Annotated in this window: 21 protein-coding genes and 2 tRNA genes; 13 read left to right on the forward strand and 10 right to left on the reverse strand. The window is 72.6% G+C overall.

Features of this window, described 5'->3' with window-relative positions:
* Nucleotides 1–172 precede the first annotated feature (172 nt).
* From ABD369_RS27145 to ABD369_RS27155, 3 genes are all read left to right on the forward strand, one after another.
* Nucleotides 173–970, forward strand: a complete 798-nt coding sequence (locus ABD369_RS27145; protein WP_344639248.1) for a carbon-nitrogen family hydrolase — start codon at nt 173–175, stop codon at nt 968–970.
* Between the two features lie 205 nt (nt 971–1,175).
* Entirely contained in the window at nt 1,176–2,123 is a 948-nt protein-coding gene (locus ABD369_RS27150; RefSeq protein ID WP_344639178.1) for a GntR family transcriptional regulator, read from the forward strand.
* A 44-nt stretch (nt 2,124–2,167) separates the two neighbouring features.
* Entirely contained in the window at nt 2,168–2,815 is a 648-nt protein-coding gene (locus tag ABD369_RS27155; RefSeq protein WP_344639179.1) for a hypothetical protein, read from the forward strand.
* Between the two features lie 94 nt (nt 2,816–2,909).
* Here the strand turns inward: ABD369_RS27155 and ABD369_RS27160 are convergent, their stop codons facing one another.
* Nucleotides 2,910–3,695, reverse strand: a complete 786-nt coding sequence (locus tag ABD369_RS27160; RefSeq protein ID WP_425557795.1) for an SLATT domain-containing protein — start codon at nt 3,693–3,695, stop codon at nt 2,910–2,912.
* Nucleotides 3,696–4,158: 463 nt separating this feature from the next.
* Here ABD369_RS27160 and purD point away from each other — a divergent pair, with 463 nt between their 5' ends.
* The 4 genes from purD (at nt 4,159) to ABD369_RS27180 (ending at nt 10,411) form a co-directional block, all read left to right on the forward strand.
* Nucleotides 4,159–5,409, forward strand: a complete 1,251-nt coding sequence (gene purD / locus ABD369_RS27165; protein ID WP_344639180.1) for a phosphoribosylamine--glycine ligase — start codon at nt 4,159–4,161, stop codon at nt 5,407–5,409.
* A gap of 610 nt (nt 5,410–6,019) precedes the next feature.
* Complete coding sequence (locus tag ABD369_RS27170) at nt 6,020–7,591, forward strand: hypothetical protein (protein WP_344639181.1); 1,572 nt, start codon at nt 6,020–6,022, stop codon at nt 7,589–7,591.
* Nucleotides 7,592–7,770: 179 nt separating this feature from the next.
* Complete coding sequence (locus ABD369_RS27175) at nt 7,771–9,309, forward strand: N,N-dimethylformamidase beta subunit family domain-containing protein (RefSeq protein ID WP_344639182.1); 1,539 nt, start codon at nt 7,771–7,773, stop codon at nt 9,307–9,309.
* 202 nt (nt 9,310–9,511) lie between these two features.
* Nucleotides 9,512–10,411, forward strand: coding sequence for a phosphoribosylaminoimidazolesuccinocarboxamide synthase (locus tag ABD369_RS27180; protein WP_344639183.1), 900 nt, complete (start codon nt 9,512–9,514; stop codon nt 10,409–10,411).
* A gap of 145 nt (nt 10,412–10,556) precedes the next feature.
* On the opposite strand, the gene ABD369_RS27185 is transcribed toward ABD369_RS27180, so the two are convergent.
* From ABD369_RS27185 to ABD369_RS27215, 7 genes are all read right to left on the reverse strand, one after another.
* Nucleotides 10,557–11,210 carry a response regulator gene (locus ABD369_RS27185; RefSeq protein ID WP_344639184.1) on the reverse strand — a complete coding sequence of 218 codons (654 nt, stop codon included), beginning with the start codon at nt 11,208–11,210 and terminating at the stop codon, nt 10,557–10,559.
* On the reverse strand, nt 11,207–12,460 hold the full coding sequence (locus ABD369_RS27190; RefSeq protein ID WP_344639185.1) for a sensor histidine kinase: 1,254 nt from the start codon (nt 12,458–12,460) through the stop codon (nt 11,207–11,209). Before ABD369_RS27190 ends, ABD369_RS27185 begins: the two co-directional genes overlap by 4 nt.
* A gap of 101 nt (nt 12,461–12,561) precedes the next feature.
* A complete protein-coding gene (locus tag ABD369_RS27195; RefSeq protein WP_344639186.1) occupies nt 12,562–13,389 on the reverse strand; it encodes an ABC transporter permease in 828 nt (275 codons plus the stop codon).
* Nucleotides 13,386–14,378: an ABC transporter ATP-binding protein gene (locus ABD369_RS27200; RefSeq protein WP_344639187.1), complete on the reverse strand. Its 993-nt coding sequence runs from the start codon at nt 14,376–14,378 to the stop codon at nt 13,386–13,388. The genes ABD369_RS27195 and ABD369_RS27200 overlap by 4 nt, the downstream gene beginning before the upstream one ends.
* A 236-nt stretch (nt 14,379–14,614) precedes the next feature.
* Nucleotides 14,615–14,687, reverse strand: a tRNA-Gly gene (locus ABD369_RS27205).
* 36 nt (nt 14,688–14,723) lie between these two features.
* Nucleotides 14,724–14,796, reverse strand: a tRNA-Gly gene (locus ABD369_RS27210).
* 154 nt (nt 14,797–14,950) lie between these two features.
* Complete coding sequence (locus ABD369_RS27215; protein ID WP_030304494.1) at nt 14,951–15,268, reverse strand: histone-like nucleoid-structuring protein Lsr2; 318 nt, start codon at nt 15,266–15,268, stop codon at nt 14,951–14,953.
* Nucleotides 15,269–15,734: 466 nt separating this feature from the next.
* On the opposite strand from ABD369_RS27215, the gene purS reads away from it, so the two are divergent.
* The 5 genes from purS (at nt 15,735) to ABD369_RS27240 (ending at nt 21,774) form a co-directional block, all read left to right on the forward strand.
* Nucleotides 15,735–15,989, forward strand: coding sequence for a phosphoribosylformylglycinamidine synthase subunit PurS (gene purS, locus ABD369_RS27220; protein ID WP_344639188.1), 255 nt, complete (start codon nt 15,735–15,737; stop codon nt 15,987–15,989).
* Nucleotides 15,986–16,684 carry a phosphoribosylformylglycinamidine synthase subunit PurQ gene (gene purQ, locus ABD369_RS27225; protein WP_344639189.1) on the forward strand — a complete coding sequence of 233 codons (699 nt, stop codon included), beginning with the start codon at nt 15,986–15,988 and terminating at the stop codon, nt 16,682–16,684. The genes purS and purQ overlap by 4 nt, the downstream gene beginning before the upstream one ends.
* Nucleotides 16,684–18,939, forward strand: coding sequence for a phosphoribosylformylglycinamidine synthase subunit PurL (gene purL, locus ABD369_RS27230; RefSeq protein WP_344639190.1), 2,256 nt, complete (start codon nt 16,684–16,686; stop codon nt 18,937–18,939). The genes purQ and purL overlap by 1 nt, the downstream gene beginning before the upstream one ends.
* A gap of 164 nt (nt 18,940–19,103) precedes the next feature.
* Entirely contained in the window at nt 19,104–19,928 is an 825-nt protein-coding gene (locus ABD369_RS27235) for a maleylpyruvate isomerase family mycothiol-dependent enzyme (RefSeq protein ID WP_344639191.1), read from the forward strand.
* 82 nt (nt 19,929–20,010) lie between these two features.
* Complete coding sequence (locus ABD369_RS27240) at nt 20,011–21,774, forward strand: hypothetical protein (RefSeq protein ID WP_344639192.1); 1,764 nt, start codon at nt 20,011–20,013, stop codon at nt 21,772–21,774.
* Between the two features lie 69 nt (nt 21,775–21,843).
* Here the strand turns inward: ABD369_RS27240 and ABD369_RS27245 are convergent, their stop codons facing one another.
* The gene (locus ABD369_RS27245; RefSeq protein WP_344639193.1) at nt 21,844–22,761 is read right to left on the reverse strand and encodes a DUF3152 domain-containing protein; all 918 of its coding nucleotides are present in this window, start codon (nt 22,759–22,761) and stop codon (nt 21,844–21,846) included.
* A 192-nt stretch (nt 22,762–22,953) separates the two neighbouring features.
* Between ABD369_RS27245 and ABD369_RS27250 the strand changes: the two genes are divergently transcribed.
* A complete protein-coding gene (locus tag ABD369_RS27250) occupies nt 22,954–23,373 on the forward strand; it encodes a DUF3151 domain-containing protein (protein ID WP_344639194.1) in 420 nt (139 codons plus the stop codon).
* A 177-nt stretch (nt 23,374–23,550) separates the two neighbouring features.
* Here ABD369_RS27250 and fbaA read toward each other — a convergent pair whose 3' ends face one another.
* Nucleotides 23,551–24,573, reverse strand: coding sequence for a class II fructose-bisphosphate aldolase (gene fbaA, locus ABD369_RS27255; protein ID WP_344639195.1), 1,023 nt, complete (start codon nt 24,571–24,573; stop codon nt 23,551–23,553).
* Nucleotides 24,574–24,644: the final 71 nt, after the last annotated feature.

A 24,644-nucleotide genomic window follows, 5' to 3' on the forward strand; every position in this document is an offset into this window, starting at 1 on the left:
CTCTCCGTCAGGTTCTCGCCACGCTCGTCCGCCTCCGGGTGGACCGGAGTCCGGTGGACGAGGTGTCCAGGCTTCCGGGCGGACGCGCTACCCGCACGTTACGCTGCCGGATGACAGCTGGGCAGCGCTTTCGGGTGACGATCGTAGGACGGGTGCCATGGACGGTGGTAGTGTGCGCGCTTCATTGATCCAACTCGCGGTCTCCGACGCCGAGCCGCCTCAGGAGCGGCGGGCCAGGGTCGCCGCGCTGGTACGGGCGCAGGAGGGGGCCGACCTGGTCGTCCTCCCCGAACTGTGGCCGCTCGGGGGATTCTCGTACGACGCCTGGTCCGGCGGTGCCGAGCCGCTGGACGGCCCGACCGCCGAGGTGATGTCGGCCGCCGCCAAGGCGGCCGGGGTGTGGCTGCACGCGGGTTCGATCGTCGAGCGCGACCCGGACGGGCCCATCTACAACACCTCGCTCCTCTTCGCCCCCGACGGCGAGCTGCAGCACACCTACCGCAAGATCCACCGCTTCGGCTTCGACAGCGGTGAGGCGGTCGCGATGGGCGCCGGCCAGGAGATCGTCACCGCCGCCACCGACTTCGGCACCCTGGGCCTGGCCACCTGCTACGACCTGCGCTTCCCCGAGCTGTTCCGGGCGTTGCTGGACGCCGGGGCCGAGCTGCTGGTCGTCCCGGCCGCCTGGCCGGCCCGCCGCCGTGAGCACTGGACGCTGTTCGCCCGCGCCCGCGCGGTCGAGGAGCAGGCCTACGTACTGGCCTGCAACAACGCCGGGACGCACGGCGGGGTGGAGCAGGCGGGCCACAGCATCGTGGTCGACCCGTGGGGCAAGGTGCTGGCCGAGGCGGGCGCGGACGAGGAGGTGATCACGGTGGAGTTCGATCCCGGCGAGGTCGCCAGGGCCCGTGCCGAGTTCCCGGTGCACCGCGACCGCCTGCTCGGCATCCCGGCGCCGGTGCAGCGCTGACCGGACGGCGGGGCCGCTGACCGTATCCCGTCGGGGACCGCTCACCGGACGGCGGGGACCGTTCACCGGCCACCCGGCGGCGGGCGGACCCCGCCGCTGCCCCGGTATGGCCGGGAACAAGGTTCTTGCGCACCCGACGGCCGTTTTTTGAGAAGATGGGCCGCCGTCGCGACAGCCTAGTCCGAAAGGGGGAGTCATGGCCGGAATGTCCAGCTCCCTCGGGACCGGGGGCGGCCACCCTGCCATCCAGCGCAACAGCCTGCGGGAGCAGATCGCGGGCGCACTGCGCGAGGAGATGATGGCCGGACGCCTCGCGGCGGGCCAGAACTTCACCGTCAAGGAGATCGCCGAGCAGTACGGAGTCTCGGCGACCCCGGCCAGGGAGGCGCTGGTCGACCTGGCCGCCCAGGGGCTGCTCCGCGCGGAGCACCACCGGGGGTTCACGGTGCCGGAGTTCACCTGGGCCGACTTCCTGGAGATCTTCGAGGCCAGGACACTGCTCACCGACAGCTCGCTGCGCCGGCTCGCCACCCGGCGGGGCGGCGCGGCCGCGCCCGGGTACGACTGGGCCCGGCTGCCCTCGCTGCGCCGCCGGGCCGAGGCCGCCGTCCGCGCCTCGCGGGCCGGTCAGCTGGACGTCCTGGTCGGCTGCGACCGGCGGTTCTGGCAGGAGGTCGGCCTGCTGGCGGGCAACCGCCGGATCGGCGACTACCTGGACTGGCTGCGGGTGCAGTCCTGGATGTTCGCGGCGCCCTACCTGCGCTCGGCGGACAACCTCGCCGGGGTCTGCTGGTCCGGGCACAACGAACTGGTGGACCGGATCGAGGCCCGCGACCTGGGCGGGACGCACCGGCTGGTCAACGAGTACAACCTGTTCACCGTCGAACTGCTGGCCTCGCTCGCCGGGCAGCCGCTGGAGTCGGTCGCGGTGCTGTCGCTGCTCCACGAACACCTGGCCGAGGACTCCTCGTCCGCACCGCCGCCGGCCCCGGCGGGTCAAGATCCCCAGACCCAGGCGCGCGAGGTGGCGGAGGTCGGCCTCGGGTTGGTGCCGCTGCCGCGCTTCGTCCCGCCGAAGGGGACACCCGGAAGGTTCGGCGGGCCGGTGCGGGTGTTCCGGCCGGGGAGCGAGGAGCCCGCACCGGGCCGATAGGGTGGGCCGTCGTTGCCCGCCCTCCGGAGAGGAAGAGCCGGCCGATGGCCTGCGACCTTTGGCTGGTCCCGCTCGTGGACAAGCTGACCCACAGCCCCGAGAACCCGTTCCGGGACGACCTCCAGCGCTACAACCTCGCGCTCACCGCCCAGGGCCTGCCCGAGGTGCCCGTGTACGCGTACGCGCCGGGCATAACCGGCGAGGTCGAACCGGTGGCGGCGTTCGACTACAACTCGCTCCACTTCCTGCGCCGCGCCTACCTGTTGGGGCTGACCGGGTTCGAGGTCACGCCGGTGGACGAACTCGGCGGGGACTACGAGCAGCTGCTGGAGATGTTCGAGAGCACGGCCGAGCAGTCGCACCTGGTCTGGCACTTCGACCATGCCGGGGCGTACGTGCCGATCGACTTCCTGCTTCCGGTGGTGGCCGAGAACCTGCTGGAGGCGGGCGGGCCGCTCGGGTCCTCGCAGGGGCTGCTGCGCGAACTCCAGGCCGTCGCCCCGGTGTTGGGCATCGACGTCTACAACCCGCCGGCCCCCACCCGCCCGCTCGGCCCGACCGGCCTGGAGCAGCCCTTCGGCCCGCCGCTGGACGACGTCCACCCCTATGCCCGCGAACGCCACGCCTGGGCCGGTCTCTACGCGGCGGCGACCCGCAGCGTCACCCAGGGTGCCATGATCGTCTTCGCCTGACGGCAGTCGCGGGGAGCGGCGGCACCGCTCGGGAGCGGACGGGTGCGCCCCGGGCACTTTGTCGGGCCGTTTCCCGGCCCGCCGGGCGCGGGGGTCACCGCAGGGGTCCCTCCGGGGGCCGCTGGCGCGGCATGGTGGGCCGGGCGCCCGGGGAGGGCAGCACGCGGACCTGGGCGCCCGCGCCGCCCTCGCTGCGCCCGCCCCAGGGGCCGGGGGCCTGGGTGGGCAGTTGGGTCATGCCGGCCCGGAACTCCAGCATCCACTCGGAGGTCTCGCTGCGGACCATGTCCGAGACGTCCTCGCAGAACCGCCGCAGTACTCCGAGGCAGCGCTCGGCGGCCTCCCCCGCCGTGCCCTCGGTGGGCCCGAGCACCTCGCGCACGCACTCCGAGGCCCAGTCGAACTGGAACGCCTCCAGCCGTCGCTGCAGCGCCTGCGCGGTGCTGATGTCGCGCATCCAGCCGGACGTCAGCCCGAACGCCCGGTCCGCGCCCAGGCAGGCGGTGGAGAACACCAGCCCGATGTACCCCCAGTCCGCGGCCTGCCCGGCGAGGCCCGTGAGCGAGACCAGGGGAGCGGTCACCCCGGCGACCGCGAAACCGGCCGCGCCGAACCGCAGCAGCCGGGCCCAGCGGCGCTTCCACACCCGGTCTTGGCGGTACCACTCGATCGCCTCGACGGCCCGCTCCTCGGACCACCGGTAGAGCTCCTCCAGCCGCTCGGCGGGCTCGCCCCAGTCCCCGAGCGGGAACTGGCGGGCGCTCAGGTCGGTACGGCGCCGCGAGGGCGTGCGCTCCGGGGAGGGCGTGACGGGCTGGTCCTCCTCGCCGACTTCCTTGCCCCAGGGGCTCTCCTCGGGCTGCATTTCCGGCTGGCTCACCTGTGGGGCTCCCTGTGGCGGGCGGACTGCTGACGCCCCGGCGGGGTGCCGGGACTGACCGGGCGTCGGTCTGACGCCAGGTCCTGTGACGTTTCATCGGACCGGCCCGGCGCCGTGTGCGGGTCTGGGCCGCCCAATGGTGCCGTGCACCGGGCTTTGCCGGTGGTTCTCCAAGACAAACTCTTACCGCCAAATGGCTGAGCGTGGGGCCGGTTCCGGGGTGATCGTTATCGGATTTCGCCTCGGTATGCCGAGGTGGGAGGGTTTCGGCGGGTGGTGAGATTTCACCCTTCCGAGGGAGCGGTCCGCGACGCTCCGACCTGACCCGGCAGTGGAAGGCCCCCGAGGTGGGCCAATTCTTGGATGTTCCTACAACGGGATGGCGCCGATCTCCGTCCCGATCTGGAGCTTTCGACGGGGTCGGGCGCCGGGCGCCGGGAGGTCACCGACTACCCTGTGCGGCGTGAAGGTCCTCGTCATCGGCGGCGGCGCCCGCGAACACGCCCTGTGCCGCTCCCTGTCCCAAGATCCTGCCGTCACCGAGCTGCACTGCGCCCCGGGCAACGCCGGGATCGCCCGGGTGGCGACGGTCCACCCGGTCGACCAGCTGAACGGCGACCAGGTCACCGAACTGGCCCGGCAACTGGCCGCCGATCTCGTGGTGATCGGCCCGGAGGCCCCGCTGGTGGCCGGCGTCGCCGACTCGCTGCGCGCGGCCGGCTTCGCGGTCTTCGGCCCCTCGGGCGAGGCGGCCCGACTGGAGGGCTCCAAGGCCTTCGCCAAGGACGTGATGGCCGAAGCCGGCGTCCCCACCGCCCGCTCCTACGTCTGCACCACCGCCGAGGAGGCCGCCGAGGCGCTGGACGCCTTCGGCGCCCCGTACGTGGTCAAGGACGACGGCCTCGCGGCGGGCAAGGGCGTCGTGGTCACCGCCGACCGCGAGGCCGCGCTGGCCCACGCGGCCGCCTGCGAGCGCGTGGTCGTCGAGGAGTACCTGGACGGCCCCGAGGTCTCGCTGTTCGCGATCACCGACGGCACCACCGTCCTCCCGCTGGTGCCCGCTCAGGACTTCAAGCGCGCCCTGGACGGCGACGAGGGCCCGAACACCGGCGGCATGGGCGCCTACTCGCCGCTGCCCTGGGCCCCCGAGGGCCTGGTCGAGGAGGTGCTGCGGACCGTCCTGCAGCCCACCGTGGACGAGCTGCGCCGCCGGGACACCCCGTTCTCCGGCCTGCTCTACGCCGGCCTCGCGCTGACCTCGCGCGGCACCCGGGTGATCGAGTTCAACGCCCGCTTCGGCGATCCGGAGACCCAGGTGGTGCTCGCCAGGCTGCGCACCCCGCTGGCCGGTGTCCTGCTGGCCGCCGCCGAGGGGACCCTGGACGAGCTGGAGCCGCTGCGCTGGGACGAGGGCGCGGCCGTCACCGTGGTGATCGCCTCCGAGGGCTACCCGGCCGCGCCGCGCACCGGCGACCCGATCGACGGCCTGGCCGAGGCCGAGTCCGCCGACGGTTCGGTCCACGTGCTGCACGCCGGCACCCGGGCCGACGAGGACGGGCAGGTGTTCAGCGCCGGCGGCCGGGTGCTGTCGGTCACCGCGACCGGCACCGACCTCGCCGAGGCCCGCGAGCGCGCCTACCGGGCCGTCGGGCGGATCACCCTCAAGGGCTCCCACCACCGCAGCGACATCGCTCTCAAGGCCGCCGGGCGGTAGCCGGACGGAGACGGTCGACAGGGGCGCGGGGCAGAGCACCGCGCCCCTGTCGTCTTCTGCCCGGCGCCCGTTCGCTGCCCGGCCTCTGTTGTTCTGCCCGGTCTCTGTTCACTGCACGGCCCCGGGGCGCGCGGCGCGTTTTGCGCTCGGCCGGAGGTATCCCCCTCGGGCAGTGCGTCCGCGATGAGGGCAGGCCGCACGCCACACCGGAAGAAGCCGGGATTCCAGCCCTTCGGGTGACCAAGTCGCCATCCGGCTGACGCGGCCGGCGGCCGGGCCTTATGGTGCGCTGGATCGTGCCGGATCGTGGCGGCCCGGTCCGGGCCGCCGTGCGCCGTGCCGGGTGGCGTCCGGCGCGGTCAGGGGGATGCTGAAGGCGTGCACCGTCACCAGGACGGGTGGAAAGCGGACCGACCCGGAACACTCGCCCGCACGCTGGCGTCAAGACTGTCAGAAGTGCCAGGCAGGATGCACAACCGGCGTTGGCGCAGGCCGATGCCCGGTCTGAACTGATCATTTCGAGTCGGCTCGGGTGTCCGGACCGCTGCGGACCTCCTTCGTGGGGCGTCGCGATCACCGACCTCGGGCTCCGAAGGGGGTGCCGCGTCGCATGGCCGCTGTGGAAGCCGCCCGCGCACATGCCCAGGCGCTGCTGCGGGTGCGGGGGCTCGGGGTGGCCCTCGCCGCGCTGCCCGCCGCCCTCGCCGTGGTGCTGCTGGCCGGTCGGTTCACCGGGCGGATCGGCGCACCGGGTGCCGCCGACACGGCGGCGTGGGACACCGCCCGCTGGGTCACCGGGGTGGTCGCCGTGGTGGTCCTGACACTGGCCGCGCTGGTCGGCAGGTCCCACGCCAGGGCCGTCCCACCGCGTACTCCGGCCGTGCCGGTGGCGCCGGCCTCCGCTCCGGAGCTGTACCGACTGATCGGCGAGCTGGCCGAGCGCCTGGAGGTGCCGGCTCCCTCCGGCATCGCGCTCACCCCCGACTGCGACAGCTGGCTGGAGGAGGCCCATCCGGACGGTCGGCTGTTCGCCCGCCGTCGCGCCGAGCCGTCCGCGCCGGTGCTGGTGATCGGCTCGCCCTTCCTGTGGTGGATGCGGGCGGGCGAGCTGCGCGCCCTGCTCGCACCCGTGGTGGCGGGTACGGCCGCCGCCGCCGATCCCGAGATCGCCGCCGCCCGCCGCTTCGTCCGCGGCCTGGACGCCGCACTGGACACCTCCGGCACCGGCCGGCGCACCGGCCCGGCCGCGCTGTTGGACGGGATCACCCGATGGCTGCTCGCCGCCTGCCGCGACCACTCGTCGGAGCTGGAGCGCTCGGTGGCCGCCTGGGCCTCCGACCACGCCAAGGCGGTCGACTACGGGCTGCGGATCGCCGCCCAGGAGCAGGTCGGCCTCGCCTACGCGGGCTGGGACCGGCTGCTCAACCGGGTTGCGCTGCCCGCCTGGCGGCTCGGCCGGATGCCCACCCACCTGAACGCCGGCGTGGTGTCCGCGCTGACCGAGCTCTCCCGCCGCGACCGCCTCGCGGGCGGGTACGAGTCCCGGCTCGGCGACCGCCCCGCCTGCGACCTGCTGGAGGAGCCCGGCCAGGTGGACGCGGCCGTCTCGCTGCTCGCCGCCGAGCTGTTCTTCGGCACCCCGACCACCGACTGGCAGGACCTCGATTGGGCGGACTACCCCGCGCAGGTGGTGGACCTCGGCTGGCGTACCCAGGCCGCCGCCCTGCAGGCCGCGCTGGACGGTACGGCGGCACCGGGCGCGGGCGGCGCCGGGCGCGGCGCGGCGCGCCACGGCGGTACTCGGCGGAGCCGCACCAACGGGCCGCCGCTGACCGGCCTGCTGGCCCGGCTCGCGGAGGGCGGGGGCGAGGTGCTGTCCGCCGCGCTGGCCACCCAGTTGGCGCGCGGCGGCCGGGGAGTGCCCCCGCTGCAGCCCGTGCGCACCGGTCGCGATCTGCTGGTCGAGCACGCGACCGCGCTGGTCTGCTGCGAGGCGATGGACTCGGGTACCGGCACCCCGGGCCTGGACTGGCTGGACGGCCCGGTGTTGCTGCTGGACGGCAAGCGCGGGCCCGACCCTGCCGGCCCGGTGGCGCAGGCGGTGGAGCAGGGCAAGGACGCCCCGTTGCGCGGCTGGCTGGAGGGCGCGGGGGTCCGGCTCGAGCGCCCTGTACGTCTGTGAGTCAGGCGGGGTTTCCGGAGGTCACGGCGGAGCACCGGGCTCCAACAGCACTTGTTGCTACCGTGGGGTGACGCAGCGCCAGCAATTTGTGGTGTGCTAGTCCGCAGCACGCACATACTTGTGGCACATGCCACCAGGCGGGGGCGCCGGGCCGGTCCCGGCAACTGTGGGAGGGGCGCGTGGGGACGGAACTCAACCGCCGCTGGGAGTCGGGCACGCTGGCACACGGTGTCTCCGACCCCTTCGGGCAAGGGCCGCTGCCCTGGCTGCGGAGTCCGGACCAGTACGTGGCCGGGGCCGGGGGCACCATCCCCTGGTACGTCAGCGTGGACGCACCCGGCCAGCAGCCGCTGGCCACCCCGCCGCCCAAACCGCCGGTCGGCACCCCGACCACCTCGGAGGACGTGAACCAGCAGATCAAGGGCTTCGCCTCGGCCGGTGTGGTCCGCCCCGGCGGGTCGGTGGACTTCCGGGTCACGGTGAACCCGCCGCGCGAGTTCACCGTGGACGTCTACCGGATCGGCCACTACAACGGCGACGGCGCCCACCACATGACGTCGAGCCCGCTGATCGCGGGCGTGGCCCAGGCAGCGCCGCTGGTGGTCAGCCGCACCGTCTCATGCCACCACTGGTGGCAGTCCTGGCGGCTGCAGATCCCGCAGGCCTGGAGACCGGGCGCGTACGTCGCGGTGCTCACCACCGCCGACAACCTGCACCGCAGCCACATCCCTTTCACCGTGCGGGACTTCGCCGGGTCCGGGCACCCGTGCGAGCTGCTGCTGGTGCTGCCCGACGTGACCTGGCAGGCGTACAACCTCTTCCCGGAGGACGGCCACCGCGGTGCCAGCCTCTACCACGCCTGGGACGACGGGGGCCGGCTGCTGGGCGAGCGGGAGGCCGCCGTCACGGTCTCCTTCGACCGGCCGCACGCGGGTGCCGGGCTGCCGCTGCACGTCGGCCACGCCTACGACTTCATCCGCTGGGCGGAGCGCTACGGCTACGACCTCTCCTACGCCACCGCCTCGGACCTGCACGCCGGCCTGGTCGAACCGGCCCGGCACAAGGCGCTGATCTTCCCCGGGCACGACGAGTACTGGTCCGAGCCGATGCGCCGTACGGTCGAGCGGGCCAGGGACAACGGGACTTCGCTGGTCTTCCTCTCCGCCAACACCATGTACTGGCGGGTCGAGCTGACGGCCGGTCCGTCCGGTGAGCCGAACCGGCTGCTCAACTGCCGCAAGCGCCAACGGGTTCCGGCCGGGCAGCCGGCAGCCGGGGTGCCCGGCAGCCAGAGCGCGCTGTGGCGGGACGCGGGCGAGCCGGAGCAGCACCTCCTCGGCGTCCAGTACGCGGGGAGCGTGCCCACGCCCGTTCCGCTGGTGGCCCGGAACACCTCGCACTGGCTCTGGGAGGGAACCGGTCTGCGGGAGGGGGAGCAGCTGCCCGGGCTGGTCGCGGGCGAGGCGGACTGCTACTTCCCGAGGGTCGCCCTGCCGGAGAACACCGAGCGGATCCTGCTCGCCCACTCCCCGTACCGCGACGTCCTCGGCAAACCCCGCCACCAGGAGACTTCGCTCTACCGGGCCCCCAGCGGCGCGTACGTCTTCGCGGCCGGCACCTTCGCCTGGTCCCCGGCCCTCGACCGCCCCGGCCACACCGACGAGCGCATCCAGCGGGCGACGGCCAACCTGCTCGACCACGTCTGCAAGGAGGGCTAGGGCCTGTCCGGTGGGGCGGGCGGGAGGGCGTCCGCGGTGCGCCGTCACGGGGGTTTTCCACGCCGGCGGGGCCCGTGCTGGTAAGGGGTGGGAGCTACGCGCGTGGAACAGGCTGGGAGGGGGCTTCGTGACAGACTCGGGGCCAGTGACCTCCCCTTTCTCGCCGAACCGGGGCGAGAACCACCCTGAGGACTGAGACACCTTGAGCGGATTTGTCACCAAGCCCGAGCCGGTCCAGGTACCCGGCCTGGTCCACCTGCACACCGGCAAGGTGCGCGATCTCTACCGTGCGGAGAACGGCGACCTGGTGATGGTGGCCAGTGACCGGACCTCCGCCTTCGACTGGGTGCTGCCGACCGACATCCCCGACAAGGGCCGGATCCTCACCCAGCTCTCGCTGTGGTGGTTCGAGCGGATCGCCGACATCGTGCCCAACCACGTGATCTCTACCGAGGTCCCGGCCGGCGCGCCCGCCGACTGGAAGGGCCGCACCCTGGTCTGCCGTGCCCTGGACATGGTCCCGGTGGAGTGCGTGGCCCGCGGCTACCTGGCCGGTTCCGGTCTGGTGGAGTACCAGGCGGACCGTACGGTCTGCGGCATCGCGCTGCCCGAGGGGCTCGAGAACGGCTCCGAACTGCCCGCGCCGATCTACACCCCGGCGCTGAAGGCCGAGGTCGGCGAGCACGACGAGAACGTCTCCTACGAGGAGACCGCCCGCCGGATCGGCTCCGAGCTGGCCGCCACCCTGCGGCAGACCACGCTGGCCGTGTACTCCCGGGCCCGGGACATCGCCCGCGAGCGGGGGATCATCCTCGCCGACACCAAGTTCGAGTTCGGCCTGAGCAACGGCGAACTGGTGATCGGCGACGAGGTGCTCACCCCGGACTCCTCCCGCTTCTGGCCCGTCGACCAGTGGGAGCCGGGCCGCGCCCAGCCGTCCTTCGACAAGCAGTTCATCCGCGACTGGCTGACCTCGCCCGAGTCCGGTTGGGACCGCGGGAGCGAGCTCCCGCCGCCCGCGCTGCCCGCCGACGTCGTAGAGCGCAGCCGCGCCAAGTACGTCGAGGCCTACGAGCGCCTGACCGGTCTCAACTGGGCCTGAGGGCCGAAGGCCGCCGGAGTCCCGCGCACTCCGGGCCGTTCGCGCTCCTGGAGTCCCCCCTGCCCCAGGGGCGCGAACGGCCCGACGGCGTGCGCCGGGGCGGCCGGACGGCACACCCCCGTCGCGCCGCCGCCCTGACCGGCGGTCAGATCCAGCCGTGCTCGCGCGCCACCCGGACCGCCGCGTGGCGGTTCTCCGCACCCAGCTTGGTGGCGGCGGAGGAGAGGTAGTTGCGTACCGTGCCGGGGGAGAGCGAGGCCCGTTCGGCGATCTCGGCGATCGAGGTGCCGTCGGCGGCCAGCTCCAGCACGTCGGTCTCCCGGGGCGTCAGCGGGCTCTCCCCGGCGCTGATCGCGTCGGCGGCCAGCTCGGGATCCACGTACCGGCCGCCGGCCCGGACGGTGCGGATGATCCCGGCCAGCTCCTCGGCCGAGACGGTCTTGGGCAGGAAGGCGCGCGCCCCGACCTCCAGCGCGCGCTTCAGGTAGCCGGGGCGGCCGTGACCGGTGACGATCATGGCGCGGCAGCCCGGCAGCCGCCGGCGCAGCTCGGCCGCCACCTCGATACCGTCCAGACCGGGCATCTGGAGGTCGAGCACGGCGACGTCAGGCCGGTGCGCCTCGGCCATCGCCAGCGCCTCGGGCCCGGAGGCGGCCTGGGCGACCACGGTGATGTCCTCCTCCAGCGCCAGCAGGGCGGCCATCGCGCCCCGGATCAGGTGCTCGTCGTCGGCGAGCAGGACGCAGATGCCCGGCGGCGGCGTTGCGTAGGCTGGGGCTCCGGTGGTGGGCCTGGTCATCCGGTGGTCTCCTCCAGGGCGGTGTCGGTACGGCCGTCGGCAAGGGGCAGGATCGCGGTGAGCCGGTGCCGCCCGGTGCCGGGCTTGCGGCAGGTGAGTTCGCCGCCGAGTGCGGTCAGCCGTTCGCGGAGTCCGGCCAGCCCGGTGCCGCTGCCCGTACTGGGCTTGGGGACCGTGGGCACACCGTCGTTCTCGATCTCCAGCACGGCCTGTCCACCGGTCAGTTCCAGCCGGATCGAGCAGTACCTGGCGTCGCTGTGCCGCAGCACGTTGGTGGTCGCCTCGCGGATCACCCAGCCGAGCACCGACTGGACGGTGGGCGGCAGGGCGCCGGTGTCCGGGGCCAGCTCGGCGGTGCACTCGACCTGGGCGGAGCGCAACACCGAGCGCGCGCCAGCCAGTTCGACCCGGAGGTCCGCGGCCCGGTAGCCGCGCACCACCTCGCGGACCTCGCGCTGCGACTCCTGGGCGATCCGCTGCACCTCGGCCATCTGGTCGGCGGCCTCCGGGCGGCCCCGGCGGGCCAGTTGGACGGCGAGCTCGCTCTTCAGCGCGATGGTGGTCAGGTTGCGGCCCATCACATCGTGCAGGTCGCGCGAGAACCGCAGCCGCTCCTCGGCCACCGCCAGCTGCGCCTGGCTCTCCCGCGCGGCGTCCAGCTCCCAGACCACCTTGATGACCCAGGCCGAGATGCGCCAGGCGGCGGCCATGAAGGCGGTCCACAGGGCGGTGATGATCAACACCCCGATGGTGGCGGGGAGGGAGCACCCGGTGAAGTACCCCACCGGGCCGATCAGCGCCACGGCCGCCGCGCAGGTCAGGATGCCGGAGCGGAGCGGCAGTGCGACGAACACCGGAGCGAGGCTGTAGGTCACCAGGTAGGCGATCGCGGTGGCGGTGGCCGGGAGCCGGTCGTACGCGTGGGCCGGGGCGGCCAGCAGGAGCACCGGGACGGCGGCGGTCAGCAGCAGTCCGTTGGCGACCAGCCACCCGGTGGGCCTGCCGCGGCGGCCGACGTAGTGCTCCAGGGTGGCGCGCAGGGTGCAGATGGCCAGCACGGCGCCGGCTATGGAGGCCGTCATCGCGGCCGGAAGCAGGACCGGGGAGCGGGGGTGCAGGCTGGTGACGGAGTTCAGTGCGATCAGCGGCTGGATCAGCTCGGTCAGATACATCGACCAGCGGAAGTAGATCTCCGTGCGCTGCGGTTTCCCGGTGGCCCGCCAGCGTCGCACCGGTCTGCTCAGATCCACGTTCTTCTCGCCCCGTTCCCCCGAATCAATGATTGTGCTGTCTTCCTATCAGTCAAGGGCGTGGGCGAACTGAACTGGGGGGCGGGCGAAATGAACCGGCCTCAGCCGCGCGGCTCCCAGCGGAACCAGCGGCGGGCGGCCCAGACGGCGACGGCGATCCAGAGCACGGCCAGCCCGAGGTGCGGGAGGGCCTTGGCCCAGGTACCGAGGAAGTCGGTGGCAGCGGAGCTGCCGTCGGTGCCGAACCAGCCGATCCGCACCAGCTGGAAGGCCGGGGTGGTGGGCAGCGCGCGGCAGAAGGTGGCGAGCTGGTGCGGCAGGATCTCCAGGGGGATCATCATTCCGGAGCCGAGCTGTGCGAGCAGCATGATCGGCAGGGTGCTGATCCCGGCGCTCTCGACGGTCTTGGTGAAGGCGCTGGTGGCGGCTGCCAGAACGACCATCAGGGCTATGCCGAGCACCAGCCCGAGCACCAGCAGGACCGGGTTCACCGGCGCCGGCAGCTTCAGCACCACGGCCCCGCCGACGCCCAGGACGACGCACTCCACGAGCGCGAGGATCACCGAGGGTACGGCCGTCCCGCCGAGGATCTCCAGATCGGTCGCCTCGCCGGTGCGCATCCGCTTGAGCACCAGGGCGATGCGGCGGCCGACGTACGCGGCGGTCAGGTTGTAGTAGACGACGAACATCAGGATCATCCCCGCCACCGCGCTGATCAAGGTGGCGTGCTGGTCGAGATCCGGCTTGTGGGTGGCCATCTGCTTGAGCATGGAGTGCACCACGAGGACCATCGCCGCCGGCATCGCCAGGGCCATGTACAGCGCGGTGCGGTTGCGCAGCAGCAGGGTGGTCTCGGCGCGGCCGAGCGCGATCAGCCGGCCGAAGGACGAGGTCCGGGCCGGAGCGGCGGTGGCGGTCAGGGTGGTCATCGGGCAGATCCGATCAGAGCGGGGGTGTCGGTGTCGTTGTCGTTGTCGGCCTCCGCGGCGATCGCCAGGAAGGCCTCCTCGAGCGAGGCGCTGCGGGCGTCCAGCCCACCGAGCTCGATCTGGTGGTGTGCCGCCCAGCCGAGCAACTCGGTGAGGGTGGCCTGGAGTCGCGGGGTGCGCAGGGTGATCCGGCGGCCCTCGGCGCTGACCTCGGCGTCCAGCGGCGGCAGGCTGAGGTCCTGGTGGCGGCCGTGCCGCTCGGGCAGTTCGAAGGTGATCCTGGACGGGCGGTCGGCGATCACCTGGGCGACGGTGCCGCCGGTGACCACCCGGCCCCGGTGCATGATGGCGAGGCGGTCGGCGAGCTCCTGCGCCTCCTCCAGGTAGTGCGTGGTCAGCAGCACCGTGGTGCCCTGGGCCCGCAGCTCGCGGACCAGCCGCCAGACGGCGGCCCGGGCCTCCGGGTCCAGGCCGGTGGAGGGTTCGTCCAGGAAGAGCACCTCGGGACGGCCGAGCAGCGCCATGGCCAGGTCGAGCCGGCGCCGCTCGCCGCCGGAGAGCTGCTTGACCCGTACCCGGCGCCGGTCCAGCAGGCCGACCAGGTCGAGCGCCTCGTCCACCGGGCGGGCACCGCTGGTGAGCCCGGACCAGGTGCGGCCGGTCTCGGCGACGGTGAGCTCGGAGGGGAAGCCGCCTTCCTGCAGCATGATCCCGATCCGGGGCCGGACCAGCGCCCGCGCCCGGTACGGGTCGTGGCCGAGCACCTGGACCGTTCCCCCGGTCGGGGCGGCCAGGCCCTCGATCAGCTCCATGGTGGAGGTCTTTCCCGCGCCGTTGGTGCCGAGCAGGGCGAAGAGCTCACCCCGGCGGACGGTGAGGTCGATGCCGCGGACGGCGTCGAAACCGGCCGGTCCGGCGGGACCGTAGCGGCGCTGCAGGCCGCGGACCTCGATGGCGGGCTGCTGCTCGGAGGAGCTGCTGTTCTTCATGCCCTCAGCCTCCCGTCGGCCGGGCTGCGGGGGCAGTGCGTGCCGTCATCGAAGGCCGGTGCGGATCCACGGACCGGCGATGACAAATGTCATGAGTGGAGGAACGGTGGAGATGCGCGCGGCCGGCGGAGAACGCCTGGGAAAAGCCGGCCGGGGTGGAGACGACGGCCACGGACGGGGCGGCGGGAGACGGAGACGGCGAAGGCCCCCTCGCTTGAGGGGGCCTTCGCAACCGGAGCGGACGACGAGATTCGAACTCGCGACCCTCACCTTGGCAAGGTGATGCTCTACCAACTGAGCCACGTCCGCACGATCTTCAATTATGAGTACTGCGAGAGTACTACGAGCGGACGACGAGATTCGAACTCGCGACCCTCACCTTGGCAAGGTGATGCTCTACCAACTGAGCCACGTCCGCACGGTGCGTTTCGACGTTTCCGTCTGGTGCACCAGCCGCCTCTCCGGTTCCCCGTTGCGGCGACGAGGAATACTCTACCCCATCTTTCGGGGTGGTCGCCCCACCCTTCCCGCCGACGCGGTCGGGGCGGGGGCGACGGGTCTGCCGGGGCGGGTCAGTTCGCCTCGGCGAAAGCCTCGTAGACGTGCTTGGGGATGCGGCCGCGGGCGGGCAGCTCCATGCCGCGCGACTGGGCCCAGGCGCGGACCGCGGCCGGGTCGGGGGTGAGCGCGGTGCGACGGAAGGACTTGCCGGTACGGCTCTGGCGCCGCCCGGCGGCGACGAACGGAGCGAGGGCCTCCCGCAGCTTCTCCGCGTTGTCCACGGACAGGTCGATCTCGTACGACTTCCCGTCTACGCCGAAGTGGACGGTTTCCGCCGCGGCGCCGCCGTCCAGGTCGTCGGAGAGCGTGACAACTACACGCTGAGCCATGGGTGTCAATCCTCTCGGGCAATTCGGCCGTCGGGCGCGGGCTGCGCTCGCCGACCCCGTGCACCGGCTGGGAATGATGAGCAGGCGGACGGCATCGGCCCATGCCGATACGCCCGACTCTCCGTTGCCGGTCGCCCTATTCTGCACCCGAAGCGGGTGGAAATCGAAGGCCTCCATGCTTTCTTTTTCCGAATTTTCATCGGTCTTCACGCTTGGCGGATAGTCCCGATACGGGTGGTCGATCTGTCCGGAGTGCCGGTATTCGGACGTTCCCGTGGATGCTCCACAAGGGGGATTTAAGCCGCTGAAAGCGGGCACTCCAAGAGGTGGCTGAGCGCCCTGGAACCCTTGGTACGTAAGGGGCGTTGGTCTACGCGCGTTGCCCTGACCGGCAGGCAAACTCGGCCGAAAGCCCCGGTAGTCTGAAGGTCCCCCGCCTTCACGCACCACACCACCGGGAGTGCAAGTGGCACGCGTCGTAGTCGACGTCATGCTCAAGCCGGAGATCCTCGACCCCCAGGGACAGGCGGTGCAGCGTGCACTGCCCCGTCTGGGATTCGACGGGATCGCCGATGTCCGTCAGGGCAAGCGTTTCGAACTGGAGCTGGAAGGGCCGGTGGACGACGCCGCGCTCGCCCGCATCCGCGAAGCCGCCGAGACCTTCCTCGCCAACACCGTGATCGAGGACTTCACCGTCCGCATCGAGGAGGAGGCGAAGTGACGACCCGCGTAGGCGTAGTCACTTTCCCCGGCTCTCTCGACGACCGCGACGCCCAGCGCGCGGTCCGCCTGGCCGGCGCCGAGCCGGTTGCCCTCTGGCACCGTGACAAGGATCTCCACCAGGTCGACGCGGTCGTCCTGCCGGGCGGATTCAGTTACGGCGACTATCTCCGGGCCGGTGCCATCTCCCGCTTCTCGCCCGTGATGCAGACCATCATCGAGCAGGCGAAGCTGGGAATGCCGGTCCTCGGCATCTGCAACGGCTTCCAGGTGCTCACCGAGTCGCACTTGCTGCCCGGTGCGATGCTCCGCAACAACCACCTGCACTTCATCTGCCGTGAGCAGAAGCTGCGCGTGGAGAATGCGGGTACCGCGTGGACGTCTGATTACCAGGCGGGACAGGAGATTTACATCCCGCTGAAGAACATGGACGGCCGCTACACCGCCGACGCCCGCACCATCGACGAGCTCGAGGCCGAGGGCCGGGTCGTTTTCCGCTACCTGGCCAGTGGCCCGGGCGAGGTGGGTAACCCGAACGGTTCGCTCAATGACATTGCCGGCATCTGCAACGCCGCCGGCAACGTCGTCGGTCTGATGCCGCACCCGGAGCACGCCGTCGAACCGCTGGTCGGCACCGGCGGAACCGATGGTCTGGGCTTCTTCACTTCCGTTCTGAAGCAGCTGGTGAACACCTGATGTCCCTCGACACCGTCAAGAACGCCGAGCAGACCCCGGACGCCGCCCAGCCCTGGGCCGAGCTCGGTCTGAAGGAAGACGAGTACGCCCGGATCCGGGAGATCCTAGGCCGCCGCCCCACCGGCGCCGAGCTGGCGATGTACTCCGTCATGTGGTCGGAGCACTGCTCGTACAAGAGCTCCAAGGTGCACCTGAAGCAGTTCGGCGAGAAGAAGCCGGACAGCGACGCGATGCTGGTCGGTATCGGCGAGAACGCCGGCGTTGTGGACGTCGGCCAGGGTTACGCGGTCACCTTCAAGGTCGAGTCGCACAACCACCCGTCGTACATCGAGCCCTACCAGGGCGCGGCCACGGGTATCGGCGGCATCGTCCGCGACATCCTGGCGATGGGCGCCCGGCCGGTCGCCGTGATGGACCCGCTGCGCTTCGGCGCGGCCGACCACCCGGACACCCGGCGCGTGCTGCCCGGGATCGTCTCGGGCATCGGCGGATACGGCAACTGCCTGGGCCTGCCAAACATCGGCGGCGAGGTCGTCTTCGACTCCTGCTACCAGGGAAACCCGCTGGTCAACGCGCTCTGCGTGGGCGTGATGAAGCACGAGGACATCCACCTCGCGCAGGCCTCCGGCGCCGGCAACAAGGTCATCCTGTACGGCGCCCGGACGGGCGGCGACGGCATCGGCGGTGTCTCGGTGCTGGCCTCGGAGACCTTCGACGCGACCGGCCCGGCCAAGCGCCCCGCCGTCCAGGTCGGCGACCCGTTCCAGGAGAAGCTGCTCATCGAGTGCACCCTGGAGATCTTCGCCGAGAAGCTGGTCAAGGGCATCCAGGACCTCGGCGGCGCCGGGCTGTCCTGCGCCACCAGCGAGCTGGCCTCGGCCGGCTCGGGCGGTATGCGGATCGAGCTGGACACCGTGCCGCTGCGCGACCACACGCTCTCGCCGGAGGAGATCCTCATGAGCGAGTCGCAGGAGCGCATGTGCGCGATCGTCGAGCCCGACAAGGTCGACCGCTTCCTGGAGATCTGCGAGAAGTGGGACGTCATCGCCACCGTGATCGGTGAGGTGACCGACGGCGAGCGCCTGGAGATCTTCTGGCACGGTGAGCTGGTGGTGGACGTACCGCCGCGCACCGTTGCCCACGAGGGTCCGACCTACCACCGCCCGTACGCCCGCCCGAGCTGGCAGGACGCGCTTCAGGCCGACGCGCCGACGGGGTCCCGGCTCGCCCGGCCCGCCGATGGCGAGGCGCTGAAGGCGGACCTGCTGAAGGTCGTCGGTTCGCCGAACCAGGCCTCCAAGGCGTGGATCACCGACCAGTACGACCGCTTCGTGCTCGGCAACACGGTGCTCGCCTCGCCCGAGGACTCCGGCATGATCCGGATCGACGAGGAGACCGACCTCGGTGTCTCCCTCGCCACCGACGGCAACGGCCGCTACACCAAGCTGGACCCGTACACCGGTGCCCAGCTGGCCCTGGCCGAGGCGTACCGCAACGTCGCGGCCGGCGGCGCCAAGCCGCTCGCCGTCTCCGACTGCCTCAACTTCGGCTCCCCCGAGGACCCGGACGTGATGTGGCAGTTCGCCGAGGCCACCCGCGGCCTGGCCGACGCCTGCCAGGTGCTCGGCACCCCGGTCACGGGCGGCAACGTCTCGCTCTACAACCAGACCGGCGAGGTCGCCATCCACCCGACCCCCGTGGTCGCGGTGCTCGGCGTCATCGACGACGTCAACCGGCGCACCCCGATCGGTTTCGGCGAGTCCGGCCAGCTGCTCTACCTGCTCGGTGACACCGCCGACGAACTGGGCGGCTCCGCCTGGTCGCAGGTTATCCACGACCACCTCGGCGGCCTGCCGCCCAAGGTGGACCTGGAGCGCGAGCGGCTGCTCGGCGAGATCCTGATCGCCGCCTCGCGCGACGGCATGATCGACGCCGCGCACGACCTCTCGGACGGCGGTCTGGGCATGGCGCTGGTGGAGAGCTGCCTCAAGGGCGGCAACGGTGCCCGGGTCGTGGTGCCGGAGGGCATGGACCCGTTCGTGTTCCTGTTCTCCGAGTCGGCTGGGCGCGCGGTGGTCGCGGTGCCGCGCAGCGAGGAGGTCCGGTTCAACGACATGTGCGGTGCGCGCGGTCTCCCGGCCACCCGCATCGGTGTCGTGGACGGCGAAACCCTCGACGTCCAGGGCCAGTTCAGCGTCTCGCTGACCGAGCTCAAGGACGCGCACACCGGCGTCATCGAGGCGCTGCTCGCCTAGTCCGTTCGCACGCGGCCCCGTCCGGGGCGGCGCGACAGTGGTCAGGGGCGCGGGGAACCGGAACCGCGCCCCTGACCACTGTCGCGGCCGGTACTCAACCCCGCCGTGCGCCCGCTCGGCCGGGCCGCTGTTCCGTACACCGGCGCTTCGTTAGCCTGCCGGGTATGACCAAGCCCCGTGTGTACGACCCCGTCAAGGTCCGCGCCGCCCTCGCCGGGCAGGCCGAGGTGCTGCGCGGCGCGGTCCGCGAGCTCTGCGCCCGTCCCGATGCCGAGGAGATGCTCAACCGGCCGACCAGGCTGGGGGACTGGAAGGTCCGGCAGTTGGTCGCGCACCTCGGCCAGGCGCTGGAGATGCTGCCCGGGCGGCTCGACGGCCCGGTGCCGGGGGGCGATCCGCTGCCCCTGGTCGAGTGGGTGGGCCTGACGCGGACCGCGGCCGCGGCGGTCGAGGAGATGGTCGAGGAGCACGCGCGGAAGGCCTTCGGGGGCACTCCCGAGGAGGTGGCCCGGGAGTTCGACCGGGCCGCCGACGCACTGCTGAGCGCCCTGGACCGCCCCGAAGTCGCCGAGCCCGGACGGAAGTTCGCGAGCCGCTTCGGCCCGATACTGATGACCGACGTACTGGTCACCCGCCTGGTCGAGGCCGTGGTGCACGCGGACGACCTCGCGGACGCGCTCGGCCTGGCCGGCTTCCCGCACGTCAAGCAAGCGGTGGCCGCCGTCACCCGGCTGCTGGCCGACGCGTTCGCCGCGCAGGTCCCCGGAGGATCAGTGGAGTTGAGGATCCCCCCGTACGCCGTGGTGCAGGCCGTACCCGGGCCGAGGCACACCCGGGGCACCCCGCCGAACGTCGTCGAGACCGACCCGCTCAGCTGGATCCGCCTCGCCACCGGACGCACCGACTGGGCCGCCGCGGTCGAGTCCACCGCGGTCTCGGCCAGCGGGGAGCGCAGCGACCTCTCCGGGTACCTGCCCGTCATGGGCTGAGGGACGCCTGCGCCGAGCCGTCGCGGAGGGCCAAGTAAGCTCACCAACCGGCCGGAGAGGCAAGGACGATGGGGGAGTGGGCATGACCGGGCAGGGCCACGCGATACCGCCGCTGCGGGCCGGACGACGCCCGGCCGGGGCCGCGCTGCTGGGCTGGCTGGACGACGACCGCGCCCCCCGGCTCTGCCGGATCGCCGGAGCACCCGGCTCGGGCAAGACCCACCTGCTGGAGTGGCTGGTCCAGGCCTGCGGCGGTGAAGGGGCCCCGGAGCGGCGGCGGCTGCACGCCGTGGTCCCGGCCGACGGCACGAGCGTACGGGGCGTGGTCTGGGCGCTCGGCCGCCGACTCGGCGTGGTCGCCCGCACTCCCGGCGACCTGCTCAGCGCGCTGGCCGAGAGCGACGGTCGGACGGTCGTCTGCCTGCCCGGCCTCAACCGGGCCGCCGACCCCGCCCGGCTGGTCGCCGAACTCCTCGACCCGCTGCTGCGCCTGCCCCGGATCCGGCTGATCGTGGAGGCCCCGGAGGGCAGCCCCGGGGCGCTCGGCCTCACCGCCGTCGAGCAGCCCGCCGTCCTCGACCTCGATCTGCCGCAGTGGACCGACCAGGCCCGCTACCAGCACTGGTGCGCGGGCCTGAACGCCGACTCCGCCGGCTACCCGAGCCCGGGTGCCGCGCTCGGCCACACCCGGCCCGAAGCCCCCGTCACCGTGGCCCAACTGGCCGCCCGGGTGCCGCGCCGCGGTGACGGCGGCCTCGACCCGACCACCGCCGACGAGCGGGTGCTCTCCGAACTCTGGACGGCGACCACCCGCGAGGGCGGCACCGTCGGGCTGCTGGCCGATCCGGCCATGCTCACCTGTGCGGGGCCGGTCGCGGTGACCGCCGCCCTGGAGGACATCGGCGGCCCGATCCCGGCCGCCTGGGACGCGGCCGGGCCGGCGCTGATCGCCGAACCCGACCCCGGCGTACGGGCCACCCTGCTGCGCACCCGGCTGATCGGCTTGGACGACCGGGCCGCCGAGCGGCTCGCCACCGTGCCCGCGCCCTGGCGCGGGGCCTGGGCGCTCTGGCCCAACTCCTCGATCGGCTGGCCCGGTCCGGTGGCCTCGCTGGCTCTCGGCGCGGGCGCCTACGCGGGCCAGCTGCTGCTCGCCGACCCGGGGGGCACCATCCGCACCGTCCAGGCGGAGACCGGTGTCCCGCTGGCCCGGGTGGCCACGCCGGGTCCCGAGCCGTTGCGGGCGCTCGCCGTCACCGCCGACGGCGAGGTGCTGCTGCTGGACGCCTCGGGCGGCCTGGAGGCGGTACCGGCTCCCGGGGGTACTGCCGAACAGCCCTCGGCGACGGCGGGCCCGCTGGACGCGCTGCGCGGTGCGGCCGAGGGCGGCCTGAGCGCGCTGGCCACCGTCCCCGGCCTGCCCGGCTCGGCGCCGGCGGTGGCCGACGAGTCCGGTTCGGTGCACTGGTACCAGGACGGCACGGTACTCACCGAGCGGCTGCACACCGGCCCGGTGACGGCCCTCGCGGGTGCCGTCGTGGACGGGCGCCCGGTGCTGGTCTGCGGTGGCTTCGACGGGACCGTCCGGGCCTGGTGGCCCGGAACGGCGCCGCAGGCCGAGCCGTCGGCCCGTCGTCAGGGGCCGGTCAACGCGGTCGCCGCGGCCGGGACCCCGGCCGGCCTGGTGCTCGCCGCCGCCTGGGCCGACGGCCTGGTCCGGATCAGCGCGCCGCACCGTTCCGAGCCGCTGGACCTGCGCCTTGGCTCCCAGGTCTGGGCCCTCACCCTGGCCGACGGCCGACTGGTCCTCGGCACCTCGGACGGCATCGCCGCGATCGAGTACTGACCCGAAGCGCGGGGGACCGCGTGGGCTGCCGGGGCCGCTCGCGCGGCCCGGTGGGACGGGGCCCCGCGGTTACGGCACGCTCGGACCGCTGATGTAGGTGCCGTCGGCGGTGTACGGCCAGGCGTTGGGCAGGCAGCCGTTGAGGCCGTAGATCTGCTGCATCATCGCCGGGGCGAGCTTGCCCTTGCCGGGGCAGCCTTCGTGGCCGTGGCCGATCCGGTGGCCGACCTCGTGATTGATGATCAGGGCGCGGTAGTCGTCGATCGATCCGGTGAACTGCGGCGAACCGGTGTTCCAGCGCTTGAGGTTGACCACGACCTGCGGGCCGACGTCGCAGTTCACCTCGCCGCCGGTGTTCAGTCCACCGGTCGCGCAGATCGCGTCGACGGTGGCCGGTGAGGCGATCTTGATGGTGAAGTCGTACTTGCCGTCGGACACCAGCTGGAAGCCGTCCTTGCCGTTGGTGGTCCAACTCCGCTTGTCGGAAAGGATGTTGTGGATCTGCTTGGCGGCGGCCTGGGCGTCGATCCCGATGCCGTCCTCGACCTCGACCTTGTAGCGGCGGATGTTGCCCTGCCCGGCGGCGGCGCCGTCGGCGACGGCCGTGGTGAAGGTGCCCTTGCCCTTGGCCGGTCCGGGGTCGGCCGAACTGCTCGCCGGGGGCGGGGCCGAGGGCGAGGACGGCGACGAGGAGGACGAGGACGTGGCGCCGGGTGAACTCGGCGTCTCCACGCGGCCGCTGGGGCTGTCCGAACCGCCGGCGGCGGGCGACTCGCTCATCGACGGGACCGCCCGGGCCTGGGCGGTCGGACCGGCGGTCGGCCTGTCGCTGCCGCCGCCGGGTACCACCAGTGCGGCGGCCGCGGCGAGGCCTCCGCCCAGCAGTGCGAGCTGAATGGCCAGTCTGCGTCGCTTGGCCTGTCGGCGGCGTCTGGCCTGCCGGCGGTTCGGGGCGGCCTGGGAACGGCCCTTCGTGGTTGCTCGCACGCGTACGCTCTCTGGTCGCCCGACAGGGTGATGCACCGTCAACTAGTTGACGGTGTCGACCACCCTTGCACGCCGCGCGGCGGGCTGTCCACATACTCTCAATTCGACCGGAGCGCAAGACCCCCGATGCCACGGATGGTGCCCGAACGCCTCCGGACCGTGTGCGGGGGCGCGGATGGCAGACTTCACTGCATGACCAACTACAAGAACCTGCTCGGCGGACCGGAACCGACCCTGCTGCCCGAGGACGAGCAGCCGTACCGGATGCTCGGCGAGGAGTCGGCGTCCCCGACCCAGGTCGCGGCGGCGTTCCCGACCTTCTCGCTGGCCTGGGCGATGCTCGCCGACGACGCCTTCGACGCCGGTCGCGTGGTGGAGTCGTACGCCTACGCGCGCACCGGTTACCACCGGGGCCTGGACGCGCTGCGCCGCAACGGCTGGAAGGGCCACGGCCCGGTGCCGTGGGAGCACCGGGGCAACCGGGGATTCCTGCGCTGCCTCGCCGGCCTGGCCCGCGCGGCGGACGCGATCAAGGAGACCGAGGAGGCCGAGCGCTGCTGGCAGTTCCTGCGCGACAGCAGCGCGGAGGCTTACGCCGAGCTCAAGCAGTAGCCGCCCGCCGCTCATGCCGAAGGGGTGCCCTCCGCCGTCGCGGAGGGCACCCCCTGGTGCTCTCGGGGCCCGGTAGCCCGGTAGCCCGGTAGCCCGGTGGGCCGGTGGGCCGGGGCCTTGCCCGGTGGGCAGGGACCTTGCCTGGTGGGCCGGGACCCACCCGATGCGGCCGGGCCTTTACTTGATGCGGTTGCCGGCCGAGCGCAGCTGCTGGGCGGCCTCGAGCACGCGGGCGGCCATGCCCGCCTCGGCCAGCTTGCCCCAGGTGCGCGGGTCGTAGGTGCTCTTCTTGCCGACCTCGCCGTCGACCTTCAGCACACCGTCGTAGTTCTTGAACATGTGGTCCGCGACCGGGCGGGTGAACGCGTACTGGGTGTCGGTGTCGAGGTTCATCTTCACGACGCCGTTCTCCAGTGCGGTGGCGATCTCCTGCGGGGTGGAGCCGGAGCCGCCGTGGAAGACGAAGTCGAACGGGTCGGTCTTGCCGTACTGCTTGCCGATCGCGTCCTGCAGCTCGCGCAGCAGCTCCGGCTTCAGCACCACGTTGCCCGGCTTGTAGACACCGTGGACGTTGCCGAAGGAAGCGGCCAGCAGGTAGCGGCCCTTCTCGCCCAGGCCCAGGGCCTCGGCGGTGCGGACGGCGTCGTTGACGGTGGTGTACAGCTCGTCGTTGATCTCGTGCGAGACGCCGTCCTCCTCGCCACCGGTCGGGGTGATCTCGACCTCAAGGATGATCTTGGCGGCGGCGGCCTGGGCGAGCAGCTCCTGGGCGATGCTCAGGTTGTCGCTCAGGGTCTCGGCGGAGCCGTCCCACATGTGCGACTGGAAGAGCGGGTTCTGGCCCTTGGCCACGCGCTCGGCGGAGATCGCCAGCAGCGGGCGGACGTAGCCGTCCAGCTTGTCCTTCGGGCAGTGGTCGGTGTGCAGCGCGACGGTGATGTCGTACTTGGCGGCCACGATGTGGGCGAACTCGGCGAGCGCGACGGCGCCGGTCACCATGTCCTTCTTGTGCTGGCCGCCGAGGAACTCCGCGCCACCGGTGGAGATCTGGATGATGCCGTCGCTCTCGGCCTCGGCGAAACCGCGCAGGGCGGCGTGCAGCGTCTGCGACGAGGTGACGTTGATGGCCGGGTAGGCGAACTTGCCCGCCTTGGCCCGGTCGAGCATCTCGTTGTAGACCTCGGGAGTTGCGATGGGCATGCGAATCCGCTCCTGTCGGTGTGGGGCGCTCGGACGACTCTGTCCGAGACGCGGTACGCCTGGGTCGAAAT

The organism is Kitasatospora cystarginea, assembly GCF_039533515.1.
GTDB classification, from domain to species: domain Bacteria; phylum Actinomycetota; class Actinomycetes; order Streptomycetales; family Streptomycetaceae; genus Kitasatospora; species Kitasatospora cystarginea.

Excerpts from the sequence above, each read along its gene's own strand:
- ABD369_RS27150 (WP_344639178.1), top strand. The coding sequence starts at position 1,176 with ATGTCCAGCTCCCTCGGGACCGGGGGCGGCCACCCTGCCATCCAGCGC.
- ABD369_RS27155 (WP_344639179.1), top strand. The coding sequence starts at position 2,168 with ATGGCCTGCGACCTTTGGCTGGTCCCGCTCGTGGACAAGCTGACCCAC.
- ABD369_RS27170 (WP_344639181.1), top strand. The coding sequence starts at position 6,020 with ATGGCCGCTGTGGAAGCCGCCCGCGCACATGCCCAGGCGCTGCTGCGG.
- ABD369_RS27185 (WP_344639184.1), bottom strand. The coding sequence starts at position 11,210 with ATGACCAGGCCCACCACCGGAGCCCCAGCCTACGCAACGCCGCCGCCG.
- ABD369_RS27195 (WP_344639186.1), bottom strand. The coding sequence starts at position 13,389 with ATGACCACCCTGACCGCCACCGCCGCTCCGGCCCGGACCTCGTCCTTC.
- ABD369_RS27200 (WP_344639187.1), bottom strand. The coding sequence starts at position 14,378 with ATGAAGAACAGCAGCTCCTCCGAGCAGCAGCCCGCCATCGAGGTCCGC.
- ABD369_RS27215 (WP_030304494.1), bottom strand. The coding sequence starts at position 15,268 with ATGGCTCAGCGTGTAGTTGTCACGCTCTCCGACGACCTGGACGGCGGC.
- purL (WP_344639190.1), top strand. The coding sequence starts at position 16,684 with ATGTCCCTCGACACCGTCAAGAACGCCGAGCAGACCCCGGACGCCGCC.
- ABD369_RS27235 (WP_344639191.1), top strand. The coding sequence starts at position 19,104 with ATGACCAAGCCCCGTGTGTACGACCCCGTCAAGGTCCGCGCCGCCCTC.
- ABD369_RS27240 (WP_344639192.1), top strand. The coding sequence starts at position 20,011 with ATGACCGGGCAGGGCCACGCGATACCGCCGCTGCGGGCCGGACGACGC.
- ABD369_RS27250 (WP_344639194.1), top strand. The coding sequence starts at position 22,954 with ATGACCAACTACAAGAACCTGCTCGGCGGACCGGAACCGACCCTGCTG.
- fbaA (WP_344639195.1), bottom strand. The coding sequence starts at position 24,573 with ATGCCCATCGCAACTCCCGAGGTCTACAACGAGATGCTCGACCGGGCC.